The organism is Angustibacter speluncae (assembly GCF_054777815.1).
Map to the genome: position 1 here is coordinate 13936 of NZ_BAAHAF010000092.1, position 20251 is coordinate 34186.

Annotated in this window: 23 protein-coding genes; 13 read left to right on the forward strand and 10 right to left on the reverse strand. The window is 74.7% G+C overall.

Going from position 1 to position 20251, the window contains the following annotated elements; all coding sequences use genetic code 11:
• Positions 1-31: 31 nt before the first annotated feature.
• A complete protein-coding gene (locus ACYVKY_RS11760) occupies positions 32-856 on the forward strand; it encodes a purine-nucleoside phosphorylase (RefSeq protein WP_460435174.1) in 825 nt (274 codons plus the stop codon).
• A complete protein-coding gene (locus ACYVKY_RS11765) occupies positions 853-2550 on the forward strand; it encodes a phospho-sugar mutase (RefSeq protein ID WP_460435175.1) in 1698 nt (565 codons plus the stop codon). Before ACYVKY_RS11760 ends, ACYVKY_RS11765 begins: the two co-directional genes overlap by 4 nt.
• A 34-nt stretch (positions 2551-2584) precedes the next feature.
• On the opposite strand, the gene ACYVKY_RS11770 is transcribed toward ACYVKY_RS11765, so the two are convergent.
• Positions 2585-3202 (reverse strand): PH domain-containing protein, encoded by a 618-nt coding sequence (locus ACYVKY_RS11770; protein ID WP_460435176.1) that lies wholly within the window; start codon positions 3200-3202, stop codon positions 2585-2587.
• A 19-nt stretch (positions 3203-3221) separates the two neighbouring features.
• Positions 3222-3794, reverse strand: coding sequence for a hypothetical protein (locus tag ACYVKY_RS11775; RefSeq protein WP_460435177.1), 573 nt, complete (start codon positions 3792-3794; stop codon positions 3222-3224).
• A 99-nt stretch (positions 3795-3893) separates the two neighbouring features.
• Between ACYVKY_RS11775 and ACYVKY_RS11780 the strand changes: the two genes are divergently transcribed.
• Genes ACYVKY_RS11780 through ACYVKY_RS11810 form a run of 7 tightly spaced genes read left to right on the forward strand, consistent with a single transcriptional unit; the run spans position 3894 to position 9468 of the window.
• Positions 3894-4325 (forward strand): hypothetical protein, encoded by a 432-nt coding sequence (locus tag ACYVKY_RS11780; protein ID WP_460435178.1) that lies wholly within the window; start codon positions 3894-3896, stop codon positions 4323-4325.
• A complete protein-coding gene (locus tag ACYVKY_RS11785; RefSeq protein WP_460435179.1) occupies positions 4322-4717 on the forward strand; it encodes a DCC1-like thiol-disulfide oxidoreductase family protein in 396 nt (131 codons plus the stop codon). Before ACYVKY_RS11780 ends, ACYVKY_RS11785 begins: the two co-directional genes overlap by 4 nt.
• Positions 4714-5412 carry a TetR family transcriptional regulator gene (locus ACYVKY_RS11790; RefSeq protein WP_460435180.1) on the forward strand — a complete coding sequence of 233 codons (699 nt, stop codon included), beginning with the start codon at positions 4714-4716 and terminating at the stop codon, positions 5410-5412. The genes ACYVKY_RS11785 and ACYVKY_RS11790 overlap by 4 nt, the downstream gene beginning before the upstream one ends.
• Before the next feature lie 32 nt (positions 5413-5444).
• A complete protein-coding gene (gene deoC / locus ACYVKY_RS11795; protein WP_460435234.1) occupies positions 5445-6401 on the forward strand; it encodes a deoxyribose-phosphate aldolase in 957 nt (318 codons plus the stop codon).
• A 16-nt stretch (positions 6402-6417) separates the two neighbouring features.
• Complete coding sequence (locus ACYVKY_RS11800) at positions 6418-7875, forward strand: aldehyde dehydrogenase family protein (RefSeq protein ID WP_460435181.1); 1458 nt, start codon at positions 6418-6420, stop codon at positions 7873-7875.
• A complete protein-coding gene (locus ACYVKY_RS11805) occupies positions 7872-8765 on the forward strand; it encodes an aldehyde dehydrogenase family protein (RefSeq protein ID WP_460435182.1) in 894 nt (297 codons plus the stop codon). Before ACYVKY_RS11800 ends, ACYVKY_RS11805 begins: the two co-directional genes overlap by 4 nt.
• A gap of 10 nt (positions 8766-8775) precedes the next feature.
• Positions 8776-9468, forward strand: coding sequence for a uridine kinase family protein (locus ACYVKY_RS11810; protein WP_460435183.1), 693 nt, complete (start codon positions 8776-8778; stop codon positions 9466-9468).
• 3 nt (positions 9469-9471) lie between these two features.
• Here ACYVKY_RS11810 and ACYVKY_RS11815 read toward each other — a convergent pair whose 3' ends face one another.
• Entirely contained in the window at positions 9472-9885 is a 414-nt protein-coding gene (locus ACYVKY_RS11815; protein ID WP_460435184.1) for a VOC family protein, read from the reverse strand.
• Between the two features lie 93 nt (positions 9886-9978).
• Between ACYVKY_RS11815 and ACYVKY_RS11820 the strand changes: the two genes are divergently transcribed.
• Together ACYVKY_RS11820 and ACYVKY_RS11825 are read left to right on the forward strand one after the other, a co-directional pair.
• Complete coding sequence (locus ACYVKY_RS11820; protein ID WP_460435185.1) at positions 9979-10824, forward strand: aminoglycoside phosphotransferase/kinase family protein; 846 nt, start codon at positions 9979-9981, stop codon at positions 10822-10824.
• Between the two features lie 134 nt (positions 10825-10958).
• Positions 10959-12350 (forward strand): hypothetical protein, encoded by a 1392-nt coding sequence (locus ACYVKY_RS11825; protein WP_460435186.1) that lies wholly within the window; start codon positions 10959-10961, stop codon positions 12348-12350.
• 6 nt (positions 12351-12356) lie between these two features.
• Here ACYVKY_RS11825 and ACYVKY_RS11830 read toward each other — a convergent pair whose 3' ends face one another.
• A complete protein-coding gene (locus ACYVKY_RS11830) occupies positions 12357-12758 on the reverse strand; it encodes a hypothetical protein (protein ID WP_460435187.1) in 402 nt (133 codons plus the stop codon).
• 38 nt (positions 12759-12796) lie between these two features.
• Here ACYVKY_RS11830 and ACYVKY_RS11835 point away from each other — a divergent pair, with 38 nt between their 5' ends.
• Together ACYVKY_RS11835 and ACYVKY_RS11840 are read left to right on the forward strand one after the other, a co-directional pair.
• Entirely contained in the window at positions 12797-13297 is a 501-nt protein-coding gene (locus tag ACYVKY_RS11835) for a GNAT family N-acetyltransferase (RefSeq protein ID WP_460435188.1), read from the forward strand.
• Between the two features lie 9 nt (positions 13298-13306).
• Positions 13307-13609, forward strand: coding sequence for a Dabb family protein (locus ACYVKY_RS11840; RefSeq protein ID WP_460435189.1), 303 nt, complete (start codon positions 13307-13309; stop codon positions 13607-13609).
• Here the strand turns inward: ACYVKY_RS11840 and ACYVKY_RS11845 are convergent, their stop codons facing one another.
• The 6 genes from ACYVKY_RS11845 to ACYVKY_RS11870 are packed head-to-tail and all read right to left on the reverse strand — an operon-like array spanning position 13610 to position 20250.
• Positions 13610-15133 carry a gamma-glutamyltransferase family protein gene (locus ACYVKY_RS11845; protein ID WP_460435190.1) on the reverse strand — a complete coding sequence of 508 codons (1524 nt, stop codon included), beginning with the start codon at positions 15131-15133 and terminating at the stop codon, positions 13610-13612.
• Complete coding sequence (locus tag ACYVKY_RS11850; RefSeq protein WP_460435191.1) at positions 15130-16176, reverse strand: zinc-dependent alcohol dehydrogenase family protein; 1047 nt, start codon at positions 16174-16176, stop codon at positions 15130-15132. Before ACYVKY_RS11850 ends, ACYVKY_RS11845 begins: the two co-directional genes overlap by 4 nt.
• A gap of 3 nt (positions 16177-16179) precedes the next feature.
• Positions 16180-17253 (reverse strand): adenosine deaminase family protein, encoded by a 1074-nt coding sequence (locus tag ACYVKY_RS11855; protein WP_460435192.1) that lies wholly within the window; start codon positions 17251-17253, stop codon positions 16180-16182.
• The gene (locus tag ACYVKY_RS11860; RefSeq protein WP_460435193.1) at positions 17253-18542 is read right to left on the reverse strand and encodes a thymidine phosphorylase; all 1290 of its coding nucleotides are present in this window, start codon (positions 18540-18542) and stop codon (positions 17253-17255) included. The genes ACYVKY_RS11855 and ACYVKY_RS11860 overlap by 1 nt, the downstream gene beginning before the upstream one ends.
• Positions 18539-18955 (reverse strand): cytidine deaminase, encoded by a 417-nt coding sequence (locus ACYVKY_RS11865; protein WP_460435194.1) that lies wholly within the window; start codon positions 18953-18955, stop codon positions 18539-18541. Before ACYVKY_RS11865 ends, ACYVKY_RS11860 begins: the two co-directional genes overlap by 4 nt.
• Positions 18952-20250 (reverse strand): ABC transporter permease, encoded by a 1299-nt coding sequence (locus tag ACYVKY_RS11870; protein ID WP_460435235.1) that lies wholly within the window; start codon positions 20248-20250, stop codon positions 18952-18954. Before ACYVKY_RS11870 ends, ACYVKY_RS11865 begins: the two co-directional genes overlap by 4 nt.
• Position 20251: the final 1 nt, after the last annotated feature.

Below are 20251 nucleotides of genomic sequence, written 5' to 3' on the forward strand. Positions count from 1 at the left end.
GCACGTCCCGGCGCGTCGGTAGTCTTCGCCGGTGACCCACGACGCCACCGCCACGACCGACCCCTTCGAGGCCGCGCGCGAGGCCGCCGCCGTGCTCGCCGAGCGCACCGGCAGCGACCGCCACGACGTCGCGCTCGTGCTCGGCTCGGGCTGGGCGGGCGCCGCCGACCTGCTCGGCGAGGCGCTCGCCGAGGTGCCGGCCGACGAGGTGCCGGGCTTCCACGAGCCGGCGGTCACGGGCCACGTCGGCACGCTGCGGTCGATCGCGATCGGCGACACCGGGTCGCGCGCGCTCGTGCTCGGCGCCCGCACCCACCTCTACGAGGGACGCGGGGTGCGCCAGGTCGTGCACGGCGTCCGCACCGCCGCGGCAGCCGGCTGCCGCACGGTCGTCATCACCAACGGCTGCGGCGGGCTGCGGCCGGAGTGGGGGCCCGGCACGCCGGTGCTCATCAGCGACCACGTCAACCTCACCGCCACCTCGCCGCTCGAGGGCGCGACGTTCGTCGACCTCACCGACCTGTACTCCTCGCGGCTGCGGGCCGTCGCCCGCGAGGTCGACGCCTCGCTCGACGAGGGCGTCTACGCGCAGTTCCCCGGCCCGCACTACGAGACCCCCGCCGAGGTGCGGATGGCGCGCACCATCGGCGCCGACCTGGTCGGCATGTCGACCACCCTCGAGGCCATCGCCGCGCGGCACGCGGGCCTGGAGGTGCTCGGCATCTCGCTCGTGACGAACCTCGCCGCCGGCATCAGCCCGGAGCCGCTCGACCACGCCGAGGTGCTCGAGGCCGGCCGGCAGGCGGGCCCGCGCATCGGGGCCCTGCTCGCCGAGATCACCCGGCGGATCGCGTGAGCACCCCGGCGCCCGAGCTGGTCGCGGCGGCGCGCACCTGGGCGGCGTCCGACCCGGACGACGAGACCGCGGCCGAGCTGCTCGCGGTCGTCGAGCGGGCGCAGGACGGCGACGCCGCGGCGACCGCCGACCTCGCCGACCGCTTCGACGGGACGCTGCAGTTCGGCACCGCCGGCCTGCGCGGCGCGCTCGGCGCCGGCCCGAACCGGATGAACCGGGTGGTCGTGGTCCGGGCGGCGGCCGGGCTCGCCTCGTACCTGCTGCACCGCGGTCCGAGCACCGGGCTCACCCGCCCCCGCGTGGTGATCGGCTACGACGCACGCCGCAACTCCGACGTGTTCGCCCGCGACACCGCGTCGGTCATGACCGGGGCCGGGGTCGAGGCCCTGCTGCTGCCGTCGGCGCTGCCCACCCCGGTGCTCGCGTTCGCCGTGCGCGAGCTCGGCGCCGACGCAGGCGTCATGGTCACCGCGAGCCACAACCCGCCGCAGGACAACGGCTACAAGGTCTACCTCGGCGGCCCGGGCGAGGACGGCGCGCAGATCGTGCCCCCGGCCGACGCCGCCATCGCCACCCGCATCGCCGCGGTCGGCGAGCTCGCCGACGTGCCGCGTCCCGACGACGGCTGGACGCTGCTCGGCGACGACGTGCACGAGGCCTATCTCGACGCCGCCGCTGCCGCCGCCACCCCGGGCACGCCGCGCGACCTGTCCGTCGTTCTGACCCCGCTGCACGGCGTCGGCGGCGAGACCGCGCGAGAGGCGTTGCGGCGAGCCGGTTTCGACGACGTGCACCTCGTCGCCGAGCAGGCCGAGCCGGACCCCGCGTTCCCCACCGTCGACTTCCCGAACCCCGAGGAGCCCGGCGCGATCGACCTCGCGCTCGCGGCCGCCCACGAGCGCGGCGCCGACCTGGTGATCGCGAACGACCCGGACGCCGACCGCTGCGCCGTCGCGGTCGACGACCCGGCGTCGGGGTGGCGGATGCTGCGCGGCGACGAGGTCGGTGCGCTGCTCGGCGAGTACCTCGCGACCCGGCCGGGCGCGCCGACGTCCGGGACGCTCGCCTGCTCGATCGTGTCGTCGCAGCTGCTCGGACGCATCGCCGCGGCGCACGGCCTCGAGCACGCCCAGACCCTCACCGGCTTCAAGTGGATCTCGCGCGCGCCCGGGCTGGTCTACGGGTACGAGGAGGCGCTCGGCTACTGCGTCGCGCCGGGCACCGTGAAGGACAAGGACGGCGTGAGCGCGGCCGTCGTCGTGGCGTGCCTGGCGGCCGAGCTCAAGGCGCAGGACCGCACGCTGCTCGACGTCCTCGACGACCTCGCCCGCGCGCACGGCCTGCACGCCACCGACCAGCTGTCGGTGCGCGTCGACGACCTGACGCTCATCGTGCAGGCGATGCTGACGCTGCGCCGGCAGCCGCCGACCGAGCTCGCCGGCTCGCCGGTGGTGCAGGTCGACGACCTCGCCCTCGGCAGCGACGACCTGCCGCCCACCGACGGCCTGCGGTACGTCACCGACGGCGGCGACCGGGTGGTCGTCCGGCCGTCCGGCACCGAGCCCAAGCTCAAGGCCTATCTGGAGTCCGTGGTCCCGGTCGGTGCCGACGGCGACGTCGCGGCAGCTCGTGGGGTGGCGGCAGAGCGGCTCGCCCGCCTGCGCTCCGACCTGTCGGCGGCGCTGGGTCTCTGAACGGCGGGGGCTCTGACGACCGCCCGGGGGCCGGTCAGACGACGGCCGCCAGCAGGCAGCACGCCGCCAGCACCACCGCACCGAGCGCGATCGGGAGGTTCCACTCGCGCGTGACCTGGCCCGCGCCGGACGCGCCCCCGTGCTCGCGCCAGACGTCCCAGCGGTGCCGGACGAGCAGCGCGGCGGCGCCCGAGTCGGTGTTCGGCGCGGCGCTCGCGCTCAGCCCCTGGTCGAGCGGCGTCCCCATGGCCTGCACGCCACCGGCGTCCTTGCGGGTGAGGCCCCACGACGAGGTGCGACCCGGCGCCGGCGAGGACCAGCTGGTGTAGGTGCCCTCGGACGTCTCCAGGGTCAGCGCGAAGCGGGTGCGCACGTCCTCGAGCCGGGCGAACGGGATGCGCACGTCGCGGACGACGTTCACCAGGGTCACGCCGTCGCCGTCGACAGCCACGCGGGGACGCCAGAACAGCGCGTGGACGACCAGGGCCGCCAGCGCCGTGAAGGGCAGCAGCCGCAGGGCGGACGGCAGGTCGGCCAGCGCGGTCACGACCACCGCGAAGAGCAGGAGCACCCAGGTGGCGACCGCCAGCACCCGCACCCCCACGGGCCGCAGGACGACGGGGTCGGTCGCTGCTCCGGTCGACGCGCTCACGTCCGTCATCGTCGCACGCTCATCCGAGCACGACGCCGGCGGCGAGCAGCACCGTGCCCGCCGCGGTCAGCACGAGGCCGCCGACCGACCACCCGGCCCGCGCCACCGCGTCACCACCCGCCCGCGGGCGCCAGCGCTCGCGGGCCTGCAGCACGGCGACGACAGCGGGAGCAGTCCCCGGCCCGGCCGCCAGCGCGGCGTCGCGCTCGAGCACCCCGGCCGCCGTCCGGTGCACGTCGTAGAGCGACCGCATCCGGGCCGGTCCCGGCGCGGCGAGCGCCCGGACCACCCGGGTGCCGCCCGCGTCCGCCGTGCGCGTGCGCACCTCGAGCGACCACCCGAACGCGACGTCGTCGAGCGCGGGCCACGCGATCCACCAGGTGCGCCACGGGTTGCGCACCACCACCCCCCGCTCGCCGAGCAGGACGGCCGGGTACGCCCCGAGCAGCGCGACCAGCGCCACCACGCCCAGCCCCCGCAGCAGCGCGCCCGGGCGGTCGGCCGGCGCGGAGGCCGGCACCAGCAGCAGCGCCACGGCGGCGCAGGCAAGCGTCGCCGTCCACCCCAGCCCGTGCCGCACGCGCGTGACCACGGTCACCAGGATGCGGACTTGAACGCGTTCAAGTCAGTGCTCTACCGTGTTGAACGCGTTCAAGAAGCATCCGCGATGGATCGAGCGAGAGGGGGACCCATGAGTCCCGTCGTCGTCACCTACCTGGTCTACGTCCCGCTGAGCGTCGGCCTGACGTTCTGGGTCGCCCGCACGCTGAGCCGCAACGGGGCCCTGTTCCTGCGCGACGTGTTCGCCGGCGACGAGCGCATGGCCGGCGCCGTGAACCACCTGCTCGTGGTGGGGTTCTGGCTGATCAACCTGGGCTACGTGGCGCTCGCGCTGCGCACCGGCGGGGAGGTCCCCGACGCCCGGAGCGCGATCGAGACCCTGGCCACCAAGATCGGCGGCGTCCTGCTCGTCCTGGGCGTCATGCACTTCCTCAACCTGTTCGTGCTGTCGCGGATGCGCCGCCGGTGGCACCGCGCGGCCCTGCCCGTCCCGCCCGTGCCGCCGGCGGGCCGCACCCAGTGGGCGCCCGCCCCCGCCCCCGGCCCGTTCCCGCCGCGGTGAGCGCGGTGGGGCGGCTGACCGTCCTCTACGACGCCGAGTGCGGCCTGTGCCGGTGGGTGCGGGGGTGGCTCGAGGGCTCGGCGCTGCTCGTCCCCCTCGACTGGGTGCCGTGCGGGTCGGACGAGGCCCGGCGGCGGCTGCCCCACCTCGACCACGACCGCACCCGGGAGGAGGTGACCGTGGTGGCCGACACCGGCGAGGTCTGGTCGGCCGAGGGCGCGTGGATCGTGTGCCTGTGGGCCACCGCGGCGCACCGCGACCTGGCGGTGCGGCTCGGCGGCAGCACCACCGGCAGGCGGGCGGCACGCGCGGTGGCGCTGTCGGTGGCGGCCGCCGCGCAGGGACGGCCCGCTCCCCCGGCCTGCTCCACCGCAGTAGCGTCGGGGCCGTGAGCGAGGCGACCCCGACCCCGAGGGGCGAGCAGACCCGGGCCCGCATCGTCGACGCCGCCATGGCCCTGCTCGAGGAGCGCGGCTACGACGGCATGACGATGCGGGCGGTCGCCGAGGCCGCGGGCGTCAGCCAGGGCAACGCGTACTACTACTTCTCCTCCAAGGAGCACCTGGTCCAGGGCTTCTACGACCGGCTCCAGCAGCTGCACGCCGACGCGGCCGCGGGCGCGCTCGAGGGCCTCACCGGGCTCGGCGAGCGCCTCGCCGCGTCCGAGCTCGCCTTCCTCGACGTCGCCTCGCCCTACCACGGCATCGCCGGGCGGATGTTCGCCGTCGCCGCCGACCCCGCCAGCCCGCTGAACCCGCTGAGCGCCGACAGCACCCCGGCGCGCGAGGCGTCCACGCGGATCATGCGCGACGTCGTGGGCGGCTCGACCACCAGGGCGGACGAGCGGCTGCTGCGCGAGCTGCCCGGGCTGCTCTGGCTCGCGCACCTCGGCGTCGTGCTGTTCTGGGTGTACGACACCAGCCCCGACCAGCGCCGCAGCCGGGCGCTGGTGACCCGCGCCTCACCGGTGCTGGAACGGCTCGTCGGGCTCAGCCGCTGGCGCGCGCTGCGGCCCACCGTGACCGAGCTGCTCGACCTCGTCGCCGATCTCGGCCGCCCCGGGGGGAGCGGTAGAGTTCCGCGGTGACGACTTCCAGCACGTCGGCCACGGCGGCCGGTCTGCCGTCCGCGTCCACCGTCCTCGGTGGTGAGGTGACCGACGCGTCGCTGCGGCGGTACCTGCACGGCCTGCCCGGCGTCGACGCCGTGGGCGCCGACCAGCGCGCGGCCGGCCTCGGCACCCGCTCGATCAAGACCACCTCCAAGGCGTGGGCGCTCGACGCGGTGATCCGGATGATCGACCTCACCACGCTCGAGGGCTCCGACACACCGGGCAAGGTCGAGACGCTGTGCGCCAAGGCCGTGCACCCCGACCCGGGCTCACCCGACACCCCGCGCGTCGCCGCGGTCTGCGTCTACAACGACCTCGTGCCGGTGGCGGTGCAGGCGCTGCAGGGCACCGGCGTGCACGTCGCCGCGGTGGCGACGGCGTTCCCGTCCGGGCGCGCGGCGCTCGACGTCAAGCTCGCCGACACGGCCGACGCCGTCGAGGCGGGCGCCGACGAGATCGACATGGTGATCGACCGCGGCGCGTTCCTGTCCGGCCGCTACCTGCAGGTGTTCGAGGAGATCGTGGCCACCCGCGAGGCGTGCCACGCCGGCGGCCGCGAGGCGCACCTCAAGGTCATCCTCGAGACCGGCGAGCTCGTCACGTACGACAGCGTCCGCCGCGCGTCGTGGCTGGCGATGCTGGCCGGTGCCGACTTCATCAAGACCAGCACCGGCAAGGTGCAGCCCGCCGCCACGATGCCCGTGACGCTGATCATGCTCGAGGCCGTGCGCGACTGGCGCGAGCAGACCGGGCGGATGATCGGCGTGAAGCCGGCCGGCGGCATCCGGCACGCCAAGGACGCCCTGAAGTACCTCGTGATGGTGAGCGAGGTCGCGGGCGCCGACTGGCTCGACCCCGACTGGTTCCGGTTCGGCGCCTCCACGCTGCTCAACGACGTCCTGCTCCAGAAGCAGAAGCTCGCGACGGGGGCCTACAGCGGTCCCGACTACGTCACCCTCGACTGAAGGCTGGTCAGCTCCCATGGCTTCGCTCGGCACCTTCGAGTACGCGCCGGCGCCCGAGTCGCGCTCGGTCGTCGACCTGCAGCCCTCGTACGGGCTGTTCGTCGACGGCGAGTTCGTCGACGGCGGCGGCTCGTCGTTCAAGACCGTCAACCCCGCCACCGAGGAGGTGCTGGCCGAGGTCGCCGAGGCCGACGCGTCCGACGTCGACCGCGCGGTCGCGGTGGCACGCCGTGCGTACCAGCGGGTCTGGTCGCGGATGCCCGGTTCGGAGCGCGGCAAGTACCTGTTCCGCATCGCGCGGATCATGCAGGAGCGCTCGCGCGAGCTCGCCGTGCTCGAGACCCTCGACAACGGCAAGCCGATCAAGGAGTCGCGGGACGTCGACGTCCCCACCGCCGCGGCGCACTTCTTCTACTACGCCGGCTGGGCCGACAAGCTCGAGCACGCCGGCTTCGGCCCGGCGCCCCGGGCGCTGGGCGTGGCCGCCCAGGTCATCCCCTGGAACTTCCCGCTGCTCATGCTGGCGTGGAAGATCGCGCCGGCCCTGGCGGCGGGCAACACCGTCGTGCTGAAGCCGGCCGAGACCACGCCGCTGACCGCGCTGCTGTTCGCCGACATCTGCCGCCAGGCCGACCTGCCGCCGGGTGTCGTCAACATCGTCACCGGCGCGGGCGCCACCGGTCGCGCGCTGGTCGAGCACCCCGGCGTCGACAAGGTCGCGTTCACCGGATCGACCGCCGTCGGACGCGGGATCGCCCGCCAGGTCGCGGGTTCGCGCAAGAAGGTGACGCTGGAGCTCGGCGGCAAGGCCGCGAACATCGTCTTCGACGACGCCCCGCTCGACCAGGCGGTCGAGGGCATCGTCAACGGCATCTTCTTCAACCAGGGCCAGGTCTGCTGCGCCGGGTCGCGTCTGCTCGTGCAGGAGGACGTGCACGACGAGCTCGTCGCGCGGCTCGAGCGCCGCCTGACCACGTTGCGGCTCGGCGACCCCATGGACAAGAACACCGACGTCGGGGCGATCAACTCGCGCGCCCAGCTCGACCGCATCACCGAGCTGTCCGACGCGGGCGAGGCCGAGGGCGCGGTGCGCTGGTCGGCGCCGTGCGAGATCCCGGCCAAGGGCTTCTGGTTCCCGCCCACCGTGTTCACCGGCGTCTCGAACACCCACCGCATCGCGCGCGAGGAGATCTTCGGCCCGGTGCTGTCGGTGCTCACGTTCCGCACGCCGGACGAGGCGATCGCCAAGGCGAACAACACCCCGTACGGGCTGTCGGCCGGCGTGTGGACGGAGAAGGGCTCGCGGATCCTGTGGGCGGCCGACCGGCTGCGCGCGGGCGTGGTGTGGGCCAACACGTTCAACCGGTTCGACCCCACCAGCCCCTTCGGTGGCTACAAGGAGTCGGGCTACGGCCGCGAGGGCGGTCGCCACGGCCTCGAGGCCTACCTGCGCACCGAGGGAGACGACCTGTGACGCCGCGTAGCGCGACCCGCGCACCCGAGCGGGCCGAGATCCGCAAGACCTACAAGCTGTACATCGGCGGCAAGTTCCCCCGTACCGAGTCGGGCCGCAGCTACGAGGTCACCGACGCGCGAGGTCGCTTCTGGGCCAACGCGTCCCACGGCTCGCGCAAGGACGTCCGTGACGCCGTCGTCGCCGCCCGCAGCGCGTTCGCCGGCTGGGCCGGCGCCACCGCGTACAACCGCGGCCAGGTGCTGTACCGGGTGGCCGAGCTGATGGAGGGACGCCGGGCGCAGTTCGTCGACGAGGTCTCCCGCGGCGAGGGCCTCACCCGCCCGCAGGCCGAGCGCGTCGTGTCCGCCGCGATCGACCGGTGGGTCTGGTACGCCGGGTGGACCGACAAGGTCGCCCAGGTCGCCGGCAACGCGAACCCGGTGGCAGGTCCGTACTTCAACCTGTCGGTCCCCGAGCCCACCGGCGTCGTGGGCGTGCTGGCGCCGCAGGACTCCTCGCTGCTCGGCCTGGTCGAGGTGCTGGCGGCACCGCTCGTCACCGGCAACACGGTGGTGCTGGTGTCGAGCCACGCCCGGCCGCTGCCGGCGGTCACGCTCACCGAGGTGCTCGCGACGTCCGACGTCCCCGGTGGCGTCGTGAACGTGGTGACCGGGTCGGTCGACGAGCTGGGCTCGTGGCTCGCGTCGCACCACGACGTGAACGCGATCGACCTCGCGGGCGCGGCCGACGCCGACTGGACGGCGCTCGAGGGCGAGGCGGCGGGCACGCTGAAGCGTGTCCTGCGTCCGTTCGACGGCGAGAAGGACTGGGCGGCAACCCCTCCCGGCCCGGCGCGCGCACTCTTCTTCACCGAGACGAAGACCGTCTGGCACCCGAAGGGGCGCTGACCGCACGCCGATGAGCCAGCAGGACCAGCCGGGGCTCTTCGACGCCCCGGCGCCGCGGGCGCTGCGGCCCGTCGCCAGGGTCGTGCTGCTGTGCGGCCCGTCCGGGTCGGGCAAGACGTCGCTGACCCGACGGCTCGGGCTGCCCGTCCTGCAGCTCGACGACTTCTACCGCGACGCCGACGACACCCGCACCGACCCGCCGATGCCGCACCGCTTCGGGATCGTCGACTGGGACGACCCGGACTCCTGGGACGCGCGCGCCGCCCTCGAGACGCTGGTGCGCCTGTGCGTCGAGGGCGCCGCCGACGTCCCGGTCTACGACATCCCGACCTCGAGCCGCACCGGCACCGCGCGGCTCGACCTGGCCGGCGCGCCGGTCGTGGTCGCCGAGGGCATCTTCGCCGCCCAACTGGTCGCCAGGTGCCGCGAGGCGGGCGTGCTGGCCGACGCGCTGTGCCTGCGGCTGCGTCCGGTCGTGACGTTCTGGCGGCGGCTCGCACGCGACCTGTCCGAGTCCCGCAAACCGCCGCTGACCCTGGTGCGCCGCGGGCTCGGGCTGATGCGTGACGAGCCGCGCCTGGTGCAGCAGTGGGTCGACCTCGGCTGCCGCCCGGTCGACGTCGGGGAGGCGGAGGCGGCGATCCGCGCCCTCAGCGCTCCCCCAGCAGGTCGAGCACCCGCTGCGCCGCCTGCCGCGGGCTGAGGGTCAGGACGACCGCTGCTCCTGGTCGAGGCAGAGGATGTTGCCCTCGCTGTCCTTGAACCACGCGGCACGCCCCATGCCCGCCATGGTGGCGATGCCGTCGTCCCACTCGACGCCGGGCAGGTCGTAGGTCTCGAACACGAGCCCCTTGGCCTGCAGGGCACGCACCTCGGCCTCGATGTCGTCGACGTGCCACTGCGCGATGGTGTGGCCGGCCGTGCCGGCGAAGTCGGTGCGGTACACCTGGAAGGTCGTGCCGCCCGCGGTCTCGTAGCGCAGCACCTCGCCCGTCACCTCGTCGGTGGGCTGCAGGCCGAGCATGTCGGTGTAGAACGTCCGGGCGCGGTCGAGGTCGGCCGCCGGGATGTTGGCCGTCACGGTGCCGTCGGTGAGCATGGGTTCCTCCCGGTTCGTCACGTCACGCACGGGAGTCGCGCTCGTCGACACTAGCCCTGCCCGGGCGGCCTCCACCATGGGGTGTTCGGGCAGACCTGCTGGTTGGATGGCGAGGTGCCGTCGTCGCGCCTGACACCGGAGCAGGCCTCGCTCGTCGGGGCCTGGTTCCCCGGTGCCGAGTCGGTCGCCGACCTGTCGTGGGACCTCGTCGACACGACGGTGCTGCTCCTGCGCGTGCCGGGCATCGGTGACGTCGTGGTCAAGGCCGCGGGACACGAGAACGCCCACCTGCCACGGGAGATCGACGCCTACCGGTCGGGGGTACTGGCGCCGCTGCGCGGCCGCGTGCCGAGGCTGCTGCATGCCGACCGCGCCCGGCGGGCGCTCGCGGTGGGGTTCCTGCCCGGCGTGCTCGTGGCCTCGGACCCGGTGCTCGCGGACGACGTCGAGGTGCACCGGCAGGCCGGTGAGCTCCTCGGCCACCTGCACCGCCAGCCACCCGTCGCCGACGACGGCTGGGAGCGGCGGCAGGACGCCAAGGCGCTCGCCTGGCTCGACCGACCGCACCGGCTCGATGCCTCGCTCGTCGCCCGGCTACGAGAGCTCCTGCGCGACAACCGCTACCGGCCGTCCGTCCTGGTTCCGACGCACGGCGACTGGCAGCCGCGCAACTGGCTCTGGGACGAGGGGCGGCTGCTGGTCATCGACCTCGGCAGGTTCGAGCCGCGGCCGGCGCAGACCGACCTGGCCCGCCTCGCGCACCAGCACTGGCGCGAGCACCCCGAGCTCGAGACCGCCTTCGTCGACGGCTACGGCGGCGACCCGCGCGACCCGGTGACGTGGCGGATGGTGCGCCTGCGCGAGGCGGTGGGAACGGCCTGTTACGCGTTCGCCGTCGGAGACGAGGACTTCGAGGCGCAGGGCCACGCGATGCTCGACGAGGCGCTGGCTGCCTTCTGAGCACGGGACGGTCGGCAAGGTCCGTGGTCGGGACGTGCGCGTTCGTCGTCCACAGGCGGCCGTGTCCGGGGTCGTCGTCCACAACCGGTTCGGACGCGAAACCTGTTGTCAGTGCTCGGGTCTAGTGTCGGTGCATGAGGTCGGACGACGACGCGGGCACCCTGGTCGGCGACCTGCGCGCGCACTGCCTGACCGACTTCGCCCGCGACGCGGCCAGGTTGCGGCTGGTCGACGCGATCACCCGCGACGTGCACGCGACCGAGTCGTGGCAGATCGGGTTGCCGGTGCTGGTCGGTGCGGCCCGTGACGGCGTGGTCGGGGCGCACGACCTGCACGCCCTCTCGACCGACGAGGTCGCCGCCGCGACCGGGCTGGCGCGCTGGCACGCGTCCCGCGAGGTCGACGCCGCGGCCCAGCTGTGCCGGGTGCTGCCCCGGACGCTGGACGCGCTGGAGGCGGGCCGGATCGACGGCGTGCGGGCGCGGGTGCTGGCGTGGGAGACCGAGGGTCTGCCCGACGACCTCGCCCGACAGGTCGAGACCGAGGTGCTCGACGCGTTGCCGACCGTGCCGCTGCAGGGGAACGGGCCGGTCGGGCCGTGGGACGGCCCGCAGCCGAAGGCGTTCACCAACCGGGTCCGCAAGGCGGTGGCTCGAGTCCGCACCGACCACGACGAGCAGGTGCGCCGCGACGTCCGCGAACGCACCGGCACCTGGGTCGAGGTCGACCCCGGCAACCCGGCGCTGGCGACGCTGACGGTGACGGGTCCGATCGAGCAGGTCGTCGCCATCGCCGACGCGGTCCAGGGCGCTGCCCGAGCCCTGAGCACCGAGGAGCTCGGTGACCGCACGGTCGGCATGGCGGAGGTCGACGCGCTCGAGGCAGCGGTCCTGGGCGACCAGCCGACACGGGCAGGTGTGCGTCGTGAGCTCGGCGTGGTGCTGCACGTCGACACCCTGATCGGCGACGGCGACGCAGCCGACGCACCTGGTGAGGTCCGCGGCGTCGGCGCGCCGGTGCACGCCTCCGCCGCCACCGCCCGGGTCACCGCGCAGGACCTGCTGGACCGTGGCGCATCCACGTGCGTGCTGCTCACCGACGACACCGGCCACCTCACCCGCCTCGTCCACGTCGGTCCAGCACCGCAGACCGGTTGGACACGAGCCGCGCTCGTCGCCGCGACACGCAAGGCGCTACGGGTCGACCCACGGCACACCACGAGCGGCTACACCCCGACCGTCGAGATCGACCAGACCGTCCGCGCCCGCGACCCGGTCTGCACCTTCCCCGGCTGCGGCGTCCCCGCCGGCCGGTGCGACGTCGACCACCAGGTGCCCCACCCCAGAGTCCCCACCAGCGTGACCAACCTCAGCCCCAGGTCGCGCCGCTGCCACCGCTGGAAGACCGCCGGCCTCTGGCGCGTATCCGCACGCCTCGACCCGGCCGGCCACGTCGTCGCCCACCGCTGGACCAGCCCCCTCGGCACCCACCAGGTCGTCGAGGTCGAACCCCTGCCCGGGTGCTGAGCGGCCTCACGGGCGGGCGTGCGCCGCAGCCGCGACAGCGGCCTCGTACTGGGCGAGGTCGAACCGGTGCGGGCCGAAGCCGGTGTAGTCCCGATCGGGGCGGTGCGGCTGCTCGTAGTCCGACCAGGTCACCACGTCCCCGTCCACCGCGATCGTCGCCTGCAGCGGCCAGCACCCGACCTCGCCGCACTCGCACGCGAGCACCGAGGTCCGGCCGGGCCCGAGGTGCTCCCCGAGCCCCTCGCGGCTCCACGCCGGCACCAGCCCCCCGTAGCCGCCGACCACGTCGACCCGCTGATCGGCCTCGTACGCCTCGACCAGGTCGGTGAGCGACACACCGTCGACCGTCGGCGTCACCTCGACGTGGCCGTCGACCTCGTCGACCGCGAACCCGAGCACGTGCAGCACCCTGTGATCCTGGCACCCCGCAGGAGCAGACTGGAGCCGTGGACGAGCAGCTGGCGCTCCGACCCCTGGCGGTGGCCGACGCCGCGGCGATGGCGGGCGTGCTCGCCGACCCGGCGCTGTACGCGTTCACCGGGGGCGAGCCGCCCACCGTGGCCGACCTCCAGCGGCGCTACACCGTGCAGACCCGGGGGCACTCCGCCGACGGCTCCGAGCAGTGGCTCAACCTGCTGGTCCTGCTCGGCCCCGACCGCGTGCCCGTCGGGTACGTGCAGGCGACGATCCCTGTCGACGGCGGGCCGGCCGAGGTCGCCTGGGTGATCGGCACCGCCTGGCAGGGACGTGGGCTGGCCACGCGCGCCGCCCGGCTGCTGCTCGAGCACCTCGCCGCCCGCGGCGTGCGGTCGGTCGTGGCGCACGTCCACCCCGGGCACCGCGCGTCGAGCCGGGTGGCCGAGGCCATCGGGCTCGCGCCCACCGACGTCGTCGTCGACGGCGAGACCCGCTGGGCGGGTCCCTGCGGCCCGGCCGACCCCTCCTAGGATCGACGGATGGAACCCGGTCGCATCCGCCACACCGTCGCGTTCACCCTCCGCCACGACGCGGGCTCGCCGGAGGCCGAGCGGTTCCTCGCCGACGGCACCCGCATCCTGACCGGCGTCCCCGGCGTCGAGGCGTTCGAGTGCCTGCGCCAGGTGAGCGCGAAGAACCCGTACCGGTACGGCTTCTCGATGGAGTTCGCCGACCAGGCCGCGTACGACGCCTACGACGCGCACCCCGACCACCAGGGCTTCGTGCAGGGCCGCTGGGTCCCCGAGGTCACCGACTTCCTCGAGGCCGACTACGCGGTCTGATCAGGTGACGCCCGTCGCCGCGGCGCGTCTGGGGTCGCCGGCGGCCTGCAGCGAGCCGTCGCGACCGAGCAGGGCGGCGCCGACGCCGCCGAAGTACATGTGGTTCACCGGGTGCGACCGCGTCACCATCCCGAGGGCGGACGCGACGTCGGCGACCCCGGCGACGTCCTCCTCGTGCTCGAGCACGACCTCGGGATCGAGGCGGACGTGCACCCGCGGGGTGTCGATCGCCTCCTGCAGGGGACGGCCCCCGACGCAGAACGCCAGCAGCACCTGCAGCAGCGCCGTCGTGATGCGGTCCGCGCCGGGCGATCCCACCGCGAGCACGGCGCCGTCGTCCGACCGGCCGGTGGTCGGCGCCATGTTCGACGCGAGCCGGGTGCCGGGCGCGAGCGCGTGCACGCCGAGCCGGTTCAGCTCGGGCTCGCCGAGGCAGTTGTTCAGCAGCAGCCCGGTACCGGGGACGGTGGCGCCCGAGCCGTAGCCGCTCGAGGCCGTGATCGCGCAGGCCGTCCCGTCGCCGCCCACCACCGACACGTGCGCCGTCGACGCCGAGGTGGGTAGGCCGTCGACACCCCTGTCGCGCACCAGGTCCCACAGCTCGCGCCCGGCCACCTCGAGGTCGCGCGCGCGGTCGAGGTGCGCGGACCGGTAGGCCAGCACCCGGCGCTGCACGTCGACGACGTCGCCGAGCCCACCCGGCGAGTCGGCGCACAGCCGCAGCATCGCCGCGAGCACGGGGCCCCCGATCGCGGGCGGTGGGTTGGTCGACAGCGCCCAGCTGCCCACCCGCGCGGCGAGCCCCGGGCGCACCACGGGCCGGTACGCGGCCAGGTCGGCGGCGGTCACGAGCCCGCCGCGGGCCTCCATGTCGTCGGCCACGGCACGCGCCAGCGCGCCGGTGTACAGGGACGCCGGTCCCTCGTCGGCCAGCACCTCGAGCGCGGACGCGAGGTCGGGTGAGCGCACCAGGTCGCCTGGCCGGACGAACCCGCCGTCCGCGCGGGTCAGCGCCGCACGCGTCTCGGCGTCCCACCCGAACACCTCCTCGCCGGTGATGGCGAGGTAGCTGCCGGCCGCCGTGCCGAGCCGGTACCCGCTGCGGCACACCGCGATCGCCGGCGCGAGCACCTCGCGCCACGGCGCCGTCCCGTACCGGGCGTGCGCCTCGCCCAGCGCCGCCACCGCGCCGGGCGTCGCCACGGAGCCGTGCCCCACCGAGAGGGTGAGCCCGCCGCCGTAGGTGGTGGTCACCTCGCGGAGCCCCGTGCCGAACCGCTCCGGCGACGCCCCGCGACCCGGCATCTCGACGTTGCCGTCGACGACCACCTGCTCCCCCGACGGCGTCGCGACGGCGACGAAGCCGCCGCCGAGCGGTGACACCACCCCGGGCTCGGTGACCATCGCCACGAGCATCGCGGCGACCGCGGCGTCGACGGCGCCGCCGCCCGCCAGCGCCACCTCGGTGGCCGCCAGGACGGCGTCGGCGTTCGGTGCGGCCACCGCCACCCGCGAGGACGTCACGGCGCCACCCGCACGACCGTCATGCCCGCGCCCGGACGCTCGGCCGCGGCCAGCGCGGCCCCGGCCTCGTCGAGCCCGACCACCCGTCCGACCAGCGCAGCCGGGTCGACCCGTCCGGAGACCACCAGGTCGAGCATCGCCGGGTAGTCGGCCGCCGCCATGCCGTGCGAGCCGAACAGCTCCAGCTCCCAGGCGATCACGCGGTCGAAGGGCACCGGTGGGGCCGCCTCGTCGCCGTGCAGCAGCCCGACCTGCACGTGGCGTCCGCGACGGCGCAGCGACAGCACCGACGCCCGGGCGAGCGTGGCGGACCCGAGCGCCTCGACCGAGGCGTGCGCGCCCTCGCCCGTCACCTCGACGACCGCGTCGGCGACCTGCTCCGCCGACCACGACCGGCCGACCTCGACCCCGACCTGCGCCCCGAGGTCGCGCGCCCGTGCCAGCGCGTCGGCGGACACGTCGACCGCGACCACCCGGGCTCCCAGGGCGGCGCCGATCGACACCGCCGACAGCCCCACGCCGCCGCAGCCCAGCACGGCGAGCCACTCGCCCTCACCGACCCGCGCGTGGTGCGCCACCGCGCGGTACGCCGTCGCGAACCGGCAGCCGAGCGAGGCGGCGGCCACGTCGTCGAGCCCGTCGGGGAGGGCCACCAGGTTGAGGTCGGCCGCGTGCAGCGCGACCAGCTCGGCGAAGGAGCCCCACGCGGTGAAGCCGGGCTGGGTCTGGTCGGGGCACACCTGGGGCTCCCCCGCCGCGCACCACGCGCAGCGCCCGCAGCCGCACACGAAGGGTGCCGTGACCCGCTGCCCGACAACCCATCCCGCCACGCGTGGGCCCACCTCGACGACCACGCCGGCGAGCTCGTGGCCCGGGACGTGCGGCAGCGGCACCTCCTCGTGACCCCGCCACGCGTGCCAGTCCGACCGGCAGACTCCGGTCGCCCCGACCCGCACGACCACGCCGTCGGGTGGGCACACGGGGTCGGGAACCTCGCGCACCTGCAGCGGGCCGCCGACCTCGTCGAAGACCACCGCCCGCACGGGTCAGCCGCCCAGCTGCGCGTACCGGGGCTTGATGACGTCCTCGATGAGCGCGAGCCGCTCGTCGAACGGGATGAACGCGCTCTTCATGGCGTTGACCGTGACCCAGCGCAGGTCGGCGAGCGTCCAGCCGGCCTGCTCGACGAGCAGCGTCATCTCGCGCGTCATCGTCGTGCCGGACATCAGCCGGTTGTCGGTGTTCAGCGTGATGCGGAACCGCATGTCCTTGAGCATCGTGATCGGGTGCTCGGCGATCGTGCCCGCGATGCCGGTCTGCAGGTTCGACGACGGGCACATCTCCAGCGGGATGCGCTTGTCGCGCACCCACCCCGCGAGCCGTCCCAGCCGCCCCGTGCCCGCGTCGATGTCGTCGACGATGCGCACGCCGTGCCCCAGCCGGTCGGCCCCGCAGACCTGCACGGCCTCCCAGATCGACGGCAGGCCGAAGGCCTCACCGGCGTGGATCGTGACGGGGAAGTTCTCCCGGTGCAGGTAGTCGAAGGCGTCGAGGTGCCGGGACGGCGGGAAGCCGGCCTCGGCGCCCGCGATGTCGAACCCGACCACGCCGGACTCGCGGTGCCGCACCGACAGCTCGGCGATCTCGCGCCCGCGCGCCTGGTGGCGCATCGCGGTCAGCAGCGTCCCCCAGCGCACCGGCGTGCCCGCCGCGGCCGCCTCGTCGGCACCCTCGGCCATCCCCGCGTGCACCGCCTCGACCACCTCGTCGAGCGACAGGCCGCCCTCGAGGTGCTGCTCCGGCGCGTAACGGGCCTCGGCGTAGACGACGCCGTCGGCGGCCTGGTCGAGCACCCACTCCTTCCCGACCCGGCGCAGGCCCTCGACCGTCTGCATCACCGCGATGGTGTGGTCGAAGGTCTCGAGGTAGCGCACCAGCGACCCGGAGTCGGCGGACTCGACGAACCAGCGACCGAGCGCGTCCGCGTCGGTCGCGGGCAGTGGGTGCCCCACCGCCTCCGCCAGCTCGAGGACCGTCGCCGGGCGCAGTCCGCCGTCGAGGTGGTCGTGCAGCGACACCTTCGGCACCGAGGCGATCTCGGCCGGGGTGGGGGTGGTCATCAGGCGATCCTCTCCGCCACCAGCGGCATCAGGTCCGGGCGGGCGCCGTCGGGACCGATCTCGTACCCGCCCTCCAGCGCCTCGACCGCGCGCTCGAAGCGCTCGGGGGTGTCGGTGTGCAGGGTCAGCAGCGGCTCGCCGGCACGCACGGTGTCGCCGGGCTTGGCGTGCAGCTGGACGCCCGCGCCGGCCTGCACGACGTCCTCCTTGCGGGCGCGCCCGGCGCCCAGCCGCCACGCAGCGACGCCGACCGACAGCGCGTCGAGGCGCACGAGCACGCCGTCGGCCGGGGCGAGCACCTGGTGCTGCTCGCGCGCGACCGGCAGCTCGGCGTCCGGGTCGCCGCCCTGGGCGCGGATCATCGCCTTCCAGACGTCCATCGCCGAGCCGTCGCGCAGCCGCTCCGCGGGGTCGACGTCGTCGACGCCTGCGGCGGCGAGCATCTCCCGCGCCAGCGCCACGGTGAGCTCGACGACGTCGTCGGGGCCGCCACCGGCGAGCACCTCCACCGACTCCCGCACCTCGAGCGCGTTGCCGGCCGTCAGGCCGAGCGGGGTCGCCATGTTCGTCAGCAGCGCCACCGTGCGCACGCCGGCGTCGGTGCCGAGGTCGACCATCGTGCGGGCGAGCTCGCGGGCGTCGTCGAGCGTCTTCATGAACGCGCCCGACCCGACCTTGACGTCGAGCACCAGCGCGCCGGTGCCCTCGGCGATCTTCTTGCTCATGATCGACGACGCGATCAGCGGGATCGCCTCGACCGTGCCGGTGACGTCGCGCAGCGCGTAGAGCTTCTTGTCGGCGGGGGCCAGCCCGTCGCCGGCCGCGCACACCACGGCGCCGACCTGCTCGAGCTGCGCCAGCATCTCCTCGTTCGTCAGCGCGGCGCGCCAGCCCGGGATCGCCTCGAGCTTGTCGAGGGTGCCGCCGGTGTGGCCGAGCCCGCGCCCGGACAGCTGCGGCACCGCGACGCCGCAGGCGGCGACCAGCGGCGCGAGCGGCAGCGTGATCTTGTCACCGACGCCGCCGGTGCTGTGCTTGTCCGCCGTGGGGCGCGACAGCGAGGAGAAGTCCATCCGCTCCCCGGACGCGATCATCGCCGCCGTCCACCGCGAGATCTCGCGCCGCTGCATCCCGTTCAGCAGGATCGCCATCGCCAGCGACGACATCTGCTCGTCGGCCACGACGCCGCGGGTGTACGCGTCGACCACCCAGTCGATCTGCGCGTCGCTCAGCTCGCCGCGGTCGCGCTTGGTGCGGATGACGTCGACGACGTCGTGGGACTCGCTCATGCTCGCTCCTCCAGGTCGGCGGGGCCGAAGGCGTCGGGCAGCACCTCGGCCATGGTGCGCAGCCCGCTGACCGTCTCGAGGACGAGGTCGGGGCCGCCGTGCTCGAACAGCAGCTGGCGGCAGCGGCCGCAGGGCATCAGGACGTCGCCGTGGCCGTCGACGCAGGTGAACGCCACCAGGCGCCCGCCGCCGCCGGCCACCAGGTCGCTCACCAGGCCGCACTCGGCGCAGAGCACGACGCCGTAGGCGGCGTTCTCGACGTTGCAGCCGGCGACGACGCGGCCGTCGTCGACGAGCGCGGCCGCGCCGACCTTGAACTTCGAGTACGGCGCGTACGCGCGGTGCATCACCTCGGTCGCCCTGGCGCGCAACGCGTCCCAGTCGACCTGCTCGGGGTCCACGGGTCCGCTCACTTCACGTACGGCGTGCCCTCGGCCGCCGGCGGCCGCACCCGGCCGACGACGCCGGCCACGGCGATGATGGTCGCGATGTAGGGGGTCATGAGCAGCAGCTGGCTCGGGATCGGCGAGTTGATGCTGCCGAAGAACACCTGCAGGTTGGTGGCGAACCCGAACAGCAGGGCCGCCATCAGCGCGCCGCGGGGCGACCACCGTCCGAGGATCATCGCCGCGAGGGCGATGAAGCCCTGCCCGGCCGTCATCTCCTTGCCGAAGGCCAGGCCCTGGGCGATGGTGAAGAACGCGCCGCCCAGACCGGCCACCGCGCCGCCGAGGATCGTGTTGCGCACGCGCGTGCGGTTGACCTTGATGCCGACGGTGTCGGCGGCCTTGGGGTGCTCGCCGACCGCTCGCACGCGCAGGCCCCACCGGCTGCGGAACAGCATGACCTGCAGCACGATCACGACCGCGTACATGATGTAGACCAGCACGTTCTGCCGGAACAGCACGGGGCCGAGCACCGGGATCTCCGACAGCAGCGGCACCGCGATCGTCGGCAGCCGCGGGACCCCGCCGAACACCTCGCGGTTCTGCGAGAAGACGGTCGAGAACACGAAGCCGGTCAGGCCGATCACCAGCACGTTCAGCACGACGCCGACGATGATCTGGTCGACCAGGTACCGCACCGCGAAGAACGCGAGGAGCGCACCGACGAGCGCACCCGCGACGGGCGCCGCGACCAGGCCGGCGTACGCCGTGCCGGTGATCGCCCCGACGGCCGCGGCGAGGAACGCGCCGCTGAGCAGCTGGCCCTCGATGGCGACGTTGATGATGCCCGAGCGCTCGCAGAGGAGGCCGGCGAGCGCGCCGAACACCAGCGGGATCGACAGGAACAGGGCGCCGGCCAGCAGGCCCGTCAGGGTGACCGTGCCGCGTCCGGCCGCGCCCCAGGTGATCAGCGCGAGCACGACGAGCAGGCCGAACACCGACGGCAGCCAGGCGCCGGCGGGACGCCGCCGCTGGACGAGGGCGAACGACACCCCGGCCAGCACGAGCGCGAGCACCGACAGCACGATCGAGGTCGGCCGCCCCGGCAGGGTGAGGTCGGGGATCTGCAGCAGGTCGCTGCCGGTGGAGAACCGGTAGGTGATGTCGCGTCCGCCCTCCTGCAGGAGGCCGAAGACCACCAGCGAGAACAGGCCGACGGCCGTCAGGGCGATCGGGGCCTTGCGGCTCACCGGCTTCAGGCCCTTCGGCGCCTCGTCGCGGACGACGACGTCGTCGGGGACGACCAGGTCGTCGGGCAGCAGG